At 71.8% G+C, this 13685-nt stretch carries 10 protein-coding genes and 1 pseudogene; 2 read left to right on the top strand and 9 right to left on the bottom strand.

The genetic code is table 11. From position 1 onward, the window contains the following. Positions 1–43: 43 nt before the first annotated feature. The 8 genes and pseudogenes from KDK95_RS38115 to KDK95_RS05335 form a co-directional block, all read right to left on the bottom strand. A pseudogene (locus KDK95_RS38115) lies at positions 44–2281 on the bottom strand (sensor domain-containing diguanylate cyclase); the annotation flags it as partial. Positions 2282–2515: 234 nt separating this feature from the next. Then, on the bottom strand, positions 2516–2782 hold the full coding sequence (locus KDK95_RS05365; RefSeq protein WP_212516882.1) for a hypothetical protein: 267 nt from the start codon (positions 2780–2782) through the stop codon (positions 2516–2518). A gap of 32 nt (positions 2783–2814) precedes the next feature. Then, positions 2815–4053, bottom strand: a complete 1239-nt coding sequence (locus KDK95_RS05360; RefSeq protein ID WP_212516881.1) for an MFS transporter — start codon at positions 4051–4053, stop codon at positions 2815–2817. Beyond that, entirely contained in the window at positions 4041–5318 is a 1278-nt protein-coding gene (locus KDK95_RS05355) for an ATP-grasp domain-containing protein (protein WP_212516880.1), read from the bottom strand. The genes KDK95_RS05360 and KDK95_RS05355 overlap by 13 nt, the downstream gene beginning before the upstream one ends. Further along, entirely contained in the window at positions 5315–6796 is a 1482-nt protein-coding gene (locus KDK95_RS05350; protein WP_212516879.1) for an amino acid adenylation domain-containing protein, read from the bottom strand. The genes KDK95_RS05355 and KDK95_RS05350 overlap by 4 nt, the downstream gene beginning before the upstream one ends. Then, entirely contained in the window at positions 6796–7881 is a 1086-nt protein-coding gene (locus tag KDK95_RS05345) for a phosphopantetheine-binding protein (RefSeq protein ID WP_212516878.1), read from the bottom strand. The genes KDK95_RS05350 and KDK95_RS05345 overlap by 1 nt, the downstream gene beginning before the upstream one ends. A gap of 7 nt (positions 7882–7888) precedes the next feature. Beyond that, on the bottom strand, positions 7889–8923 hold the full coding sequence (locus KDK95_RS05340) for a hypothetical protein (RefSeq protein ID WP_212516877.1): 1035 nt from the start codon (positions 8921–8923) through the stop codon (positions 7889–7891). 65 nt (positions 8924–8988) lie between these two features. Next, positions 8989–9150: a hypothetical protein gene (locus KDK95_RS05335; RefSeq protein WP_212516876.1), complete on the bottom strand. Its 162-nt coding sequence runs from the start codon at positions 9148–9150 to the stop codon at positions 8989–8991. A 243-nt stretch (positions 9151–9393) separates the two neighbouring features. On the opposite strand from KDK95_RS05335, the gene KDK95_RS05330 reads away from it, so the two are divergent. Beyond that, positions 9394–10377 (top strand): helix-turn-helix transcriptional regulator, encoded by a 984-nt coding sequence (locus KDK95_RS05330; RefSeq protein WP_212516875.1) that lies wholly within the window; start codon positions 9394–9396, stop codon positions 10375–10377. 454 nt (positions 10378–10831) lie between these two features. Continuing rightward, positions 10832–12736 carry a putative Ig domain-containing protein gene (locus tag KDK95_RS05325; protein WP_307844175.1) on the top strand — a complete coding sequence of 635 codons (1905 nt, stop codon included), beginning with the start codon at positions 10832–10834 and terminating at the stop codon, positions 12734–12736. Positions 12737–12889: 153 nt separating this feature from the next. On the opposite strand, the gene KDK95_RS05320 is transcribed toward KDK95_RS05325, so the two are convergent. After that, the gene (locus KDK95_RS05320) at positions 12890–13624 is read right to left on the bottom strand and encodes a TetR/AcrR family transcriptional regulator (protein WP_212516874.1); all 735 of its coding nucleotides are present in this window, start codon (positions 13622–13624) and stop codon (positions 12890–12892) included. Positions 13625–13685: the final 61 nt, after the last annotated feature.

Here is a 13685-nt window from a genome sequence, read left to right as displayed (position 1 = left end):
GGGCTGGCATGGTATCAGTGGGTTGCTGCTCGGGCCGGAATCAAGCTCCCACGTAGATGTCCGCGAACTGCTCGGGCGGCAGCGGCTGGGAGAGCAGGTAGCCCTGGCCGAGATCGCAGCCGAGCTCGAGCAGTTGCGCGTACTGCGCTTCGGTCTCGATGCCCTCGCCGACGGTGGTCATGCCCAGGGAGTGCGCCATCGCGATCACGGCGCCGATGATGGCCCGGTCCTCGCCGGGCTGATCGAGGCCGTTGACGAACATCCGGTCGATCTTGAGGATGTCGACCGGCACCCGCCGCAGGTGGCGCAGCGAGGAGTATCCGGTGCCGAAGTCGTCGAGGGCGATGCGCACGCCGAGCGCGGACAGGCCGCCGAGCACCCCGTCGGCCGAGAGGGGCGCGTCGTGCACCGCCGTCTCGGTGACCTCGAGGCAGAGCCGACGCGGCTCGACGTCGAAGCGGTGCAGCACGTCCGCCACATCCCCGACGAGGGTCGGGTCGCTGATCTGGCGGGCCGAGAGGTTGACCGCCATGGTGAAGCCGGGCTTCTCGGAGCCGCGGAGCCGATTCCACCTGGCCAGCGTGCGGCACGCCTCGCTCAGGACCCAGCGGCCGATCGGGATGATCAGGCCGGTGTCCTCGGCGACCTCGATGAAGTCGGCGGGCGCGAGCAGGCCGCGGTGCCGGTGGCGCCAGCGGATCAGGGCCTCCATGCCGACCGGACGCCGCCGGCGCAGATCGTATACGGGCTCGTATACGAGCCGGAACTCGCCGCGGCCGAGCGCCTGGCGGAGCTCGGTCTCGACCGCCAGGCGGGAGACGGCCTGCTCGCGCACGGCGGTGGTAAAGAACTGATATCCGCCGCCGCCCCGGCAGTGGTCCTTGCTCTCGAACATCGCGGCGTCGGCGTCGCGGAGCAGCACCTCGGCATTGGTGAGCGGGTCGTCGGTCACGGCGATTCCGATGCTCGCGCTGACGTGGATCTCCTGCCCGGCGAACGTGAAGGGCTCGGCCAGCGTGCGATTGATCCGCTCGGCGAGGTCGGCCGCGTCCTCCCGCCGGGTCAGGTGCTCGGAGAGCACCGCGAACTCGTCCCCGCCGAAGCGCGCGACCACATCGGCGCGCCGCGTGGCGGAGCGCAGCCGCGAGGCCACCCGACCAGCAGCGCATCCCCGGCCGCGTGGCCGAGGCTGTCGTTGACGATCTTGAACCGGTCCAGGTCGAGAAACAGCACCGCGAGCCGATCCCCGCTCCCGTTCATGGCCGCCAGCGCCTGGTTGATCCGGTTCACCAGCAGCAACCGGTTCGGCAGCCCGGTCAGCGGATCGCGCACCGCCTGCTCGGCCAGGGCGTCCTCGACGCGCTTGCGGTCGGTCAGGTCGCGGCTGAACACCAGGACGCTGGCCACCTCGCCGTTCTCGTCGAACTCGGGCACGAGCCGGGAGTGCAGGAACCGCGTGGTGCCCTGGAGCACCAGGTTGCGCTCGACGTCCGCGCCCTCGCCGGTTTCGAAGACCCGCCGCAGCACGGCCTCCCACTCCCGCACGGCGTCCTCCGGATGCCCGAGCTCGCGCGTCGTGCGGCCGATCAGCGCGGAGCTCGCGGCGCCGACCAGCTCCCGGGCGGCCGGGTTGAGGTAGGTGTAGTTCAGCTCGCGGTCCACGCGCACCATCGGGTCGGGGCTGGCCTCCAGCAGCGTACGCAGCTCGCGTCCGATCCGGTCGAGCTCCTCCGTCTTGGCGAGCAGCTCGCGCTCCGCGCTCCGGCGGGCGGTGATGTCGCGCGTGATGCCGAACGTGCCGATGATCCGGCCGTCGAGGTCCCGCAGCGGCTGCTTGGTGGAGCTGAGCACCCGGTCGTCGCCGGGCCGGGAATTGTATTCATGCAGGTCGACGACGGTCTTGCCGGTGCGGATGATCTCCTGCTCGTTGGCGAAGGCCTCCGCGGCGTGCTGCGGCGCGAAGAAGTCGAAATCGGTCCTGCCGAGCATCGCGGCCGGGCTCTCGGCGCCGGTCAGCTCCGCCTCGCTCCGGCTGACCAGGATGAAGCGGGACTCGAGGTCCTTGAAGAAGATCGTGTCGGCGGACGCGGAGAGCAGGTTGAACAGGCAGATCCGCTCGAGCCGGCCCGGGTCGAGGTCGGCCGCGTCGAATCCGCCCGCGGCGAAGGGCTCGGGCGCCGATCCCGCCGCCTGCGCGCCGTTCAGCTCCGATTCCGGCCGATCTTCGATATCCATCGCGCCAACCGTTCCGCGTGGGCGATCGTGGCGGGCATTCGTCCATCTTCCCGCAGACATGCCCTGACCATGATATTCGCATATGGCCCCATGCACAGAGGATCACCTCGGCGAGTCGCGGGCCGCCCGGGCGGCCCCGTGCCCGCTTCAGCCGCCGTTAAAAGCGGTGCTGGACCCTCAGGGAAAGAGCGGGCGGGATGTGTGCGGGCTGAAGGTAACCTATGAAGATACCTGAAGCGCGGATGAGAGATCCGTGAGACGGGCTTGGAAGTCGCGCGGCTCAGGAGGGGCGGAAACCGCGCAGCAGCGGGGCGGTCCGGCAGGCCCGGTCGCTGATTGAACGCGCCAGGCGGTCCGCGTGAAGCTGGTCGCCCGCGTGCAGGAAGATGCCGAACTCGATGCGGTCCGGGAAGGCGGCGGCGCTGATGTGCTCGATCCGGTCGGTCGTCAGGGCGCCGGCCCACAGCAGGTCGACCAGCATCTGGGCATTGATGTCGATGTCGTCCGTCCCGGAGCCGGGGACCAGGGTGACGATCGCCAGGTACACGGCAGGTCTTCCCTCCGTCGAGGGAGCAGGGGTCAGGGTGCGGGCCGGAGGCTGCGGCCCAGTCGGCGGGTCACCTCGTGGCCCGAGAGCAGCAGGGCGCCGAGCACGCCCCAGCCCACGACCGGCGCCGCCCCGAGCACCGCGCCCACCAGGAGCGGTCCGCCCGAGCTCTGCACTGACTCGCCGAAGACGCACGCGCCTTGGTAGAAGCCGTGCTCGTGGTCCTCGGCCAGCAGGGCCGACAGGCCCCACTCCCCGGCGGACTGCAGCATCTCCCCGGCCGTCAGCGCCAGCATCGCGGCGACGAGGGTGGCGACCTGCCACGGGGTAGGGCCGAGCGCGACCAGCCCGAGCAGCACGCAGCACGCGGCGGTCCACAGCGCCGAGCGCATCGTGCAGCGCAGCGCGCCCTCGACGGTCTGCGCCCAGCGGCTGGCCGCGATCTGCCCGAAGATCGTGATCAGGGTATTGATCAGCAGGAGCCAGCCGAACGCCGAGACCGGCACCGAGGTGCGGGTGGCGATGCAGAGCGGGAAGGCGACGTCGAGCAGTGACGCGTGCAGGCCGAGGATCGCCGTCGACGTGGCCAGCGCCGCCGCCGTCTCCACGCGGCGCGGCGCCGGCGCGGCCGTCTCGGCGCTCTGCTCGGCCGCCTGCGTGACCGCTTCGGCGGTCTCTTCGGCCGCGGACTTCCGGGCGGGAGCCCACAGCAGCGCGACGGTCACGGCGGCGTAGCTGAGCGCCGCCAGCACGTAGGCCGTCCGGTAGGTGCCCGGCGAGTGCGAGCCGAGCAGCGGCACGCAGAGCACGGCGCCGATCGCGAAGCCCGCGTTCGAGGCGGACCGTGCCCACGCCAGGGCCGCCACGCCGTCGCCGGCCCTGGCGGCCAGCAGGGTTCGCCGAGCGACCCCGCCGACGGCGTCGAGGCCCCCGCCGAGGAACACCGCGGGCAGCAGGTACTCCAGCCGGTGCACCGAGCCGGCGATGGCGAGCATCGGCACGGCGCCGAGCGACGCGGCCGCTCCGACGACCCGCGGCGGGAACCTGTCCATCGCGAGCCCCGCCGGGACGGCCGCGACGACCGCGGCGAGCCCCCACGCGGCGGCCCCGCTCGAAGCGGCGAACGAGCCCACGTGGACGATCGTGAGCAGGTACACCACGAGCGTCGAGAGGAACACGCCCTTGCCGATCGCGAGCAGTCCGGTCGCGCAGACGAGCGGGCCTGCGCCCGCGGGCGGCCGGGCACGCAGGGCGGCGGTCAGCTGAGGCATTCGAGTCCTTCCCGTCCGGGCTTCCAGACGCGGTTCGCGCCGTCCTGCGCGATGGTGAAGGTCAGCTCCGCCAGCGCCTTGTCGATGTCTTCGAGCATCGCGTCGTGGTCGGCCGCGTGGCCGGTGAGCAGGTCCAGTTCGGTGGTGGAGACGCCGGCCGGGATGCTCGCTCCCCGCGCCACGAGCGGCCGATACCCCGTCACACCCGCCAGCGCGCGCACGGCGGCGACCCCTTCCGTGCCGACGAAGGTCCCGCCTCCGGTCGGCCCGAGGTTGAAGTACTGGTAGTACACCTGTCCGGCGGGCTCGTGATCGAGTGGAGCGCTCGCCCCGGCGGCCAGGGCGAGCTCGATCGCGAGCAGATCGAGGCCGAACGCCCTGGCGTACAGCTCATCGATGAACCCGCCGAGCCGCCCGTTGACCTCGATGACGCGAGGGCCGTCCGGCGTCAGCTTGATCTCCGTGTGGGCGAGGCCGCGGGCGACGCCGACGGCTGATACGGCGCGCGCCGCGAGATCGGCGACCGCAGCCGACTCCGCCGGATCGAGGCGGGCCGGGACGAACGCGGCCTGCTCGCGGAACGGCGGCAGCAACGCGAGTTTGCCGGTCACGCCGAGCACGTGGACCCGGCCGTCCACGCTGACGGTCTCGACGGAGACGTAGTCGCCGAAAGGATGCTCGTCGCGTCCGGCCAGGTACTCCTCGACGACGAACGGCCGGTCCGGCCCGACCGGGAGATCGGCCGGAAGGTGCCCGGGATCGCGGACCAGGTAGGTCTGCACGCTGCCCTGGCCGCGCTGCGGCTTGACCACCGCCGGGCAGCGGGACAGGGCGGCTTCGAGCTCGGCTCGGTCGGTGACGACGACCGAGCGGGTGCGATCGACGCCGGCATCCGCGAGGCGGGCCCGCTGGCGGGACTTGCCGGTCAGCGCGGCGACGGCGTCGGCCGAGTGGTAGTCGAGTCCGAGCGCGGCCGCCAGCTCGGCGGTCAGCTCGAGCGCGCCGTCGGCGAACGTGGTGATGCCGACGGGCCGGTGCGCCGCGAGCAGCGGCACCGCCGTTCCCGGCTCGTCGGGGCCCACCTCGATCAGCGGCGCGAGCGAGGCGGCGAGCACGGCGGTCGACTCCCGCGCGGCGTCGCCGGCCGCCGCCCGCGCCGTTGCGAACACGACGCGGTACGGCGTGGCGGCGCGGACTATCCGGGCCGGGCTCGGTGAGCCGGGACCGAGCACGACGATGATCGCGCCGGGGTCGGCCGCCGTCATGCCGCCGCCTCGAACTGCTCGGCCGCCCGCTCGCTCAGCGCGGCGCGGTCCACCTTGCCGTGGGCCGTCATCGGCAGCTCCTCCAGGGGGACTATCCGGGTCGGGACCAGGTGGGCCGGCACCCGCGTGGCCATCCAGCCGCGCAGCGCCCGCGGTTCCGGTGCGACCGCGCGCCCGACGACGTACGCCACCAGGCGCTCGGGCCGTCCGTCCGCCCGGTGGATCACGCAGGCCGCCGCGGCGATGTCGTCGTGCTGCTCGAGGATCCCCTCGATCTCGCCGAGCTCGATCCGATGGCCGCGGATCTTGACCTGGTTGTCGATCCGGCCGACGTAGCACAGCTCGCCGTCCGGGGTGCGCACGCCCCAATCCCCCGAGCGGTAGGCGCGCTGCCCGTCGAGCACCGGGAAGCGTTCGGCGGTCAGCCCGGGCCGGTCCAGGTAGCCCTCGGAGACGCCGGCGCCGAGGACGATCATCTCGCCCGGCTCGCCGTCGGCGCAGACCGTCGCTCCGCCGTCGCGGCTCACCCGGACCGTCGCGTTCGACAGCGGCCTGCCGATCGGCGTGCGTCCCGGGGTCGCCGAGGCCAGCGCGTCGGGCGTCAGCCGGCACGCGGTCACGTGCACCGTGGTCTCCGTGATGCCGTACATGTTGATCATGGCGCACTCGGGGGCGACTCCCGCCTGCCACCACTGCGCGACATCGCCCAAGCGTACGGCCTCGCCGCCGAAGACCACCGTGCCGAGATCGGGCAGCCGCAGGCCGGATTTGGCCGCGGCGCGCACGAGGCCGGCGAAGGCGGACGGCACGATCGACAGGACGTTGACGTGGGCGTCGCGCAGCAGCTCCCCGAACAGCTGCGGGTCGAGGGCGGTCTCCCGGTCGACGAGCACTCCGCAGCCGCCGCTGAGCAGCGCCCCCCACACCTCCCACACGCTGAAGTCGAACGAGAGCGAATGGAAGATGCTCCAACGCCGTCCCGGCCGGATCCGGACGTCCGCGGTGGCCGCGTCCAGCAGCGAGGTCACGTTGTCCTGCGTGACGACGACGCCCTTGGGGGCACCCGTCGAACCCGAGGTGTAGATCACGTACATCGCGTTGTCCGGCACCTCGTGGCCCGGGTCACCGCCGAGCCGCAGCACCCGCGGGCCGTCCGGGCCGTCCTCGACCACGTGGCCGAGGCGCGCGTCGGCCTCGATGTAGCGCTGCCGCGGTTCCGGATAGGCCGGGTCGACCGGCACGTAGGCACGACCGGTCGAGAGCACGCCGATCATCGCCGCGACCGCGGCCCAGCCGCGGCCCATCCGGATGCCGATCAGCCGTCCGGCGTCGGCCGGGATGTCCGCGGCCACGCCGCGCGCCGCGTCGAGCAGTTCGCCGTAGCCGACCACGCGCGCGCCGTCGATGAGCGCGGGCGCGGCCGGGTCGGCCGAGGCCGCCTCGAGCAGTCGGCTCAGCACGCTTCCGGTCCCGGCCATCACGAGATCCCGGCCAGGGCGGTGGCCCGGTCGGCCGAGGCGACCAGCCAACGCCCGACGGCCTGGTCGTTCGGCGGCTCCATCATGGCGAAGTGGTCGGCTCGCAGGACGTTGACATGCTCGGGCTCGACCGCGTCGGCCCACGCCCCCTTGGCGCGCTCCGCGGCGCCCCAGCCGCCCGCGGGCACCTCGGCGTCGGAGTCGCACTGCAGCATGAACGTCAGACCAGCGCCGCGGGTGACGACGTGCCCCTCCAGGATCCGGGCGTTCGACGCGTAGACGGTCCACGCGTCGGAGACCTCCGTGTCGGGCGCGGCCGCGGGCAGGGTTCCCGCCGCGCGCGCCGCCGCCGCGACCAGGTCGAGCCGGTAGCCGCCGTCGGCGTCGACGAACGAGGCGGCCGGCTCCGGGATGCGCCAGCCGACCCGGACGAAGATGTCGAAGGAGTCGTCGAGCGACGGCCGGAACTCGATCGGGTCCGGGGGATCGAGCAGCAGCGCGACCACCTTCGGGCCGTCGAGCCGGGTCTCGAGCTCGCGCGCCAGCTCGTGCGCGAACACGCCGCCGAGCGAGTAGCCGGACAGCACGATCGTCTGGAACGCGCTGAGATCCTCCGCCGCGATCCGGTCGGCCAGCCCGCGGATCAGCACGGCCATGCCCGCGCCCGAGAGCTCGGCCGGGGTCTCCATCGCCCAGATGGCGTCGCCGGGCGGGAGCAGCCGGGGCATCGGCGCGTACCGGGTGACCGCCCCGGAGAGCGGCGGCAGGAAGCACCAGAGCCGTCCGGCCCCGCCGCGGCGCAGCCTGACCAGCGTCCGGCCGGTCGTGTGGTGCGCGGTCGGCACATCCGCCTCGTCGCCCTCGCCGGCGGCCAGCGCGACCAGCGCGCCGAAGGTCGGCGCCCGGTACAGCTCGGCCATCGGGACGTTCGCGCCGAGCTCGTCGCCGAGGATCGTGACGAGCTCGAGCGCGGAGAGCGAGTCGCCGCCGGCCTCGAAGAAGTTGTCGTCGTCGTCGAGCGGCGCCGCTCCGAGCACGCTCGTCCACGCCGCGCGGGTAGCGTCGGCGACAGTGCGTTCAGCCATGGTGGGTTCAGCCGTTCACGAGGTAGTCGGTGCCCGGCACCAGGTGGCCGAGGTGGGGCGCGATGGAGTCGACGTTCACTGTCTTGATGATCCAGCGGGTGCGCAGCAACTCCTCGTCCGCGACCGCGACGACTTCCTTGGCGTGGATCGTACAGTTGTTGTACGTGATCACGAAATCTCCGGGTTCGATGAAGACCCTCTGCTTGAGCGCGTGCAGCGCTTCGTCGAGCTTCGCGAGCACCTCCCGCGCCTGCTCGTTGATCCCGCGGGTGCGGGTCTCGAAGTAGCGCAGGTCGCCGATCGGCCCGAGGACCGGGTGCAGGTCCGCGTCGCCGAGTTCCTTGCTGCCGACGACGGTCAGGTCGTCGAACGGCGTGTAGAAGTTGCGGCCGCGCAGCAGTTCGAGCTCTTCCTCGCTGAAGCACTCCCAGATGTCGATGTTGCGCACGAACGAGGTGTAGACCTCGTTCTGCCGGTGGCTGCGCATGCCGACCATGTACACCTGGTCGGGCCGGACGAAGTGGTTGGCGAGATCCTTGTGGAAGTGGATCTCCTTGAGCGCCTTCTGCGACTGCGAGGCCGCCATCGACTCCTTCGGGTAGATGTCCTGGAACACGTCCCCGTCGTTGACGTTCACGTAGCCGATGCTCGGCGTCCCGGCGAGCTGGGCGAACAGGGCGAGCATCGCCTCGGCGACGAACGTCGTCTTGAGCTGGTACTTGGAGCTGACCGGCTCGGCGAAGTCGAAGACCGGCACGTCCGCGTCGAAGGGGACGTTCTTGATGACCACGACCGGTTCGGCGTTCCGGTCCCGGCCGGCCAGGGTGGCGACGAAGTCGAGGAACCGCCGGGGTACCGCGCCGGAGCGGATGACCTCGGTCACCTGCTGGGTGAACGCCGCGTAGTTGCGGTACGGGGAGACCGTCGTCGTCGACAGGGCGGCGTGAAGGTCGGCCCGCTCCTGCTCGGTCAGCGTGAATTCCGGGGTGATCGACCAGGTGGTCGACATGATCGAACGCGGTTCGGTGGTAACCGTGGTCATGCGAGCTCTCCTGAGAGGCGGGTTGATCGAAAGTGGATGGATCGGACGGCGCGGTCCGCCGGCGGTCAGCCCCAGGAAAGGTCGTCGGCCGACGCGGTGGACGTCGCGGACGAGGCCGTGTCGGCGGGCGTCGCGGCGTGCCGGACGCCGCCGAGCGTCGCGACCGCGAGACCCAGGCCGAGGGTGAGGACGAGGGCTGCGATGAGGCGGCGGGCGTTTGTCTGCACGGCTTCTTCACCTTCGTGAGCGGGTACTGATACGCCGGTTCCCGGCACATCGGGGGGACGGAGTCCACCCTGCCGTCGGCCGATCGGGCCGGTCCAGGGGCGCGGCGTGCCCGGAAGCGGTCTGTCCGGACCTGGACACGGCCGGTGGCCACGGAGTGAGATTCCGCCGACATTCCTTGTCCGGGCGCGGGCGACTCGGAAGAATCGACGCGGGGAAACGGCGGGTCATGGGAGGAACATCTGATGCTGGACGCGTTGGGCCTGGACGAGACCGCGGAGGACGTCTACCGGACCCTGCTCGCCGAGCGGACCTACGGGGTGGACGAGCTGTGCCGCGCGCTCGGCCTGGACGAGGACCGGGTGCGCCAGGCCCTGGACCAGATGTTCGAGCTCGCGCTGGTGCGCCGCTCCTCCGAACGGGCCGACGGCTGGCGGGCGGTCGATCCGCAGGTCGGGCTGCAGCGGCTGCTGAACCGGCACAACGCGGAACTTGAGCAGCGGCGCGCGCGCATCATCGCCTCCCAGGCGAAGATCGCCGAGCTGATCGCGGACCGGGCCGCGGCGCAGGGATCGGGGAGCAGCGTCGAACACGTACTCGGCGTCGACGCGGTGATAGCCAGGATCGAGCAGCACGCCGAGAACGCCGGGAGCGAGGTGCTCGGCATCACCCCGGGCGCCGCGCGGGCCGCGGCCGACCTGGAGGCGGCCCGCCGCAACAACGCCAGGGTGCTGGAGCGCGGGGTGACGATCCGCGAGATCGTTCAGGACGCGTGCCGCTACGACCTGGCGACCGCGGCGCACGCCCAGTGGCTCACCGAGGCGGGCAGCGAGGTGCGCACCGCGCCTACGCTGCCGCACCGGCTGCTCATCATCGACCGCAGGATCGCGTTCGTCCCGCTGGACACCCGCGCGACGGTCAAGGGCGCCCTCCAGGTGACCGACCCCGGCCTCGTGCACACGCTGGCCGCGTTCTTCGAGAGCGTCTGGAACACGGCCGTCCCGTTCGGCTCCGGCCCCGTGCACGATCGGCACGGACTCAATCCGCGGGAGCGCGAGGTGCTGCGGCTGCTCGCCTCGGGGCTGACCGACGAGGCCGCCGCCGCCCGGCTGGCGGTCAGCGACCGCACCATCCGCCGGATCATGAACGAACTCTGCGAGCGGCTCAACGCCGGCAGCCGGTTCGAGGCGGGGATCAAGGCAGCGCAGGCCGGATGGCTGGACGCGTGACGGCCGGGCCCGAGCCGTCCGCGCCCTGACCGGGCCCGAGCCGTCCGCGCCCTGACCGGCCGCGGTTGCGGTAGGCGGCCGTTGATCAAGACCGTGCGCGGTGCGGGTCACCGACCCCGGACCCCTCCCGACGCGGAGCGCTCGTCCGCGCGAATCTGCAGGCGTCTTAACAACTTCTTGCCGACTTCAAGGATTGACCCCGTTTTCAGCTTTCATTAATTTTCTCACCAGGCGATCGCCGGTCCAGGCCGACGGCGGCGCCGCGCCCACCCGCACTTCTCCGGCCTGTACCTACCCGCAGTTCCCGCTGCATACCCAGATATCCCGTGACACCACGACGTCCGTGTGCTCCGACGCGTCGCGGCAAACCCGCGCGCCCGGAACACCCGGCCGACCCCGGCGCGCCGGTCCTCACCCAGGTACCGGCGCGGTATCCACCATTGAGGGGATTCCCGTGATCCACAAGTCAAGCACGGCCCGACGCCGCATCGCGCGCGCGTCTCTGGCCGGGGCCGCGGCGCTCGCCACCGCTCTGACGGTGACCGCGCTCAGCCCGGCCTCGGCTGCGACCGCCGCCACCCACTCCGGCGCCGCTGCCGCCGCGACCGCCAACCCGTACTCGCCCGCCTATCAGCACCCGTACCGGCACGGGGTCATCCCGACCCGGGCGCAGCAGGCGAAGATGAACCAGTACGCCGCCACGCACCATGTCGCGCCGCAGGTCGCGACCGGCCCCGAGACGCTGTCCTACGGCGGCGGCGTCGACGGCGTCGGCGTCAACAGCGGCAAGAACAAGGTCTACCTGGTCTTCTACGGAAGCCAGTGGGGCACCGAGGGCACCGACGCCAACGGCAACGCCACCTTCTCCGGCGACCCGGACGGGGGCGCGCCCGTCGCGCAGCAGATGTTCAAGGGCATCGGCACCGGCAACGAACTGTGGTCCGCCGACCTGACCCAGTGGTGCGACGGGCCGAACGTCTCGGCCGGCGCCACCAGCTGCCCGTCGAACGCCGCATTCGTGCCCTACCAGACCGGCGGCGTGCTCTCGGGCGTCTGGTACGACAACTCCGGGGCCTCTCCGAGCACCGCGTCGGGCAACCAGCTCGGCCAGGAGGCGGTCAACGCCGCCGCGCACTTCGGCAACACCACCGCGGCCTCGAACCGCTACACGTACTACGTGATCCTCTCGCCGACGGGTACGAACCCTGACAGCTACCAGAACAACTACTGCGCCTGGCACGACTACACCGGCGACAGCTCCCTGACGGGCGGCGCGGTCAACTCCCCGTACGGCGACCTCGCGTTCAGCAACCAGCCGTACAACATGGACTCCGGCGCGGGCTGCGGCGTCGGCTTCGTCAACTCGCCCGGAACCCTCGACGGCTGGACCATGACGCTCGGCCACGAGTGGCACGAGATGATGTCCGACAAGAACCCGGCGGGCGGCTGGACCAACCAGGTCTCGGGCAGCTCGTACAACGGCGAGGAGAACTCGGACGAGTGCGCCTGGATCAGCCCCGGCACCACCGGCGGCGCGGCCAACGTGACGATGGGCGACGGCACCTTCGCCGAGCAGGCCAGCTGGTCCAACGACACCAACGCGTGCTCGATCTCGCACCCGATCCTGACCCACAGCGGGAACACCGTGACCGTCGCCGGCCAGGGCGCCCAGTCCTGGACCGCGGGCACCGCGGCCTCGCTGCAGATGAGCGCGACCGACTCGGCCTCCGGCCAGACCTTCACCTGGTCGGCCTCCGGCCTGCCCGCCGGCCTTTCGATCAACTCCAGCAGCGGCCTGATCTCCGGCACGCCGACCACCGCGGGCACCGGCACCGCCACGGTCACCGCGACCGACACCACCGGCGCGGCCGGCTCGACCACGGTCTCCTGGACCGTCGCCGGTAGCGGCGGCGGAGGCGGCGGCAACGCGGTCGTCAACGGCGGCTTCGAGACCGGCAGCCTCTCCGGCTGGACGCCCGCGGGCACCTATTCGGTCGTCAGCTCGGGCGCCCACTCGGGCACCTACGCGGCGGAGCTGGGCAACAGCAACCCCAGCAACACCTCCACGCTCGCGCAGACCTTCACCGCCGCGTCCGGGAACACGACCCTGACGTTCTGGTACGAGAACTTCTGCCCCGACACGGTCACCTACGACTGGGCCACGGCCACGCTGAAGGACAACACATCCGGCACCACCACGACCGTGCTGGCCAAGACCTGCGCCGCCAGCGCAGCCTGGACCAAGGTCACCCACGCGATCACGGCTGGGCACTCCTACACCCTGACCCTGACCAACAAGGACGACAACTACCCCGGCGACCCGACCTACACCCTGTACGACGACGTCGCCACGTCGTAGCCGCGGAAACTGCCTGCCGCCCTTGGGTAGCGGACGGGCAGCGCCCTCAGCCGACGCCGCGAACCGGCCGCCGCTGAGCGCGCGATGAATCGTCGGCCCCCGGACGCCTCTCGGATCCGGGGGCCGACGCATCGGTATGCACAGCCGCGCTGATCATCTTCCCGCGGCTCGCTCCACCTCGATGATCCGTTCGAGCCATTCGGCGAGCAGCGCTCGCTCGCCCGGGCTTAGCGCGTGGACCTGCTCGGTGTGCGCGCGAAGCGCGACCGCCGGCGCGATGGCGTTGGCTTTCGTCGCGTCCCGAGGAGCGTCGGCGGCGGCGAGAATCCGGTGAAGTACGGCATCGAACATGCTGTCCGCGAGACGGCGATCGCGTTGCGCTGCGGGGCGCCCGAGGATGGTCAGGATCGCGCCGGTCCCCGCCGCGTGGATGAGCTCTACGGCGTCTTCCTCGCTGACCCGGAGGCGTCCGGTGAGCGCTACTCGGTGGACCCGCTCGGCGAGCAGCCGGATTCCCGCCTGCGTCGCCGCGGACCGCTGTCCGCGAGCCGGATCACTGAGCAGCACGTACAGGTCCGGGTTGGCGAGGCCGAAATCGATCGTCATGTCCCAGCCGAGGCGCAGGTCCTCGACCGGGTCGACGCGGCCTGAGCCGGCCACAGCCGCTGCCTTCGCCGTGGCGAAGCCCGTCATGACGTGCTCGGTGACGGCGTCGAGCAGGCCGTCCTTGTCGCCGAAGAGCCGGTATATGGCGGGCGCCTGGACTCCGGCGCGTTCGGCCACGGCCCGGGTGGTGACGGCCGCCTGGCCTCCTTCGCTGAGAAGCGCCGCGGCGGCGTCGACGATCCGTTCCCGAGCGCCGTTCCGGGTGTCGATCGCCTCAGCCATGTGTCAACGATAACACTTTTCCGGTAGCGCTGATGTTATCGGTGATACTATGGAATTGATT

This window comes from Actinospica acidithermotolerans (genome assembly GCF_018139625.1).
Classification (GTDB): Bacteria; Actinomycetota; Actinomycetes; order Streptomycetales; family Catenulisporaceae; genus Actinospica; species Actinospica acidithermotolerans.
This window is presented reverse-complemented; position numbering and strand designations above follow the sequence as displayed.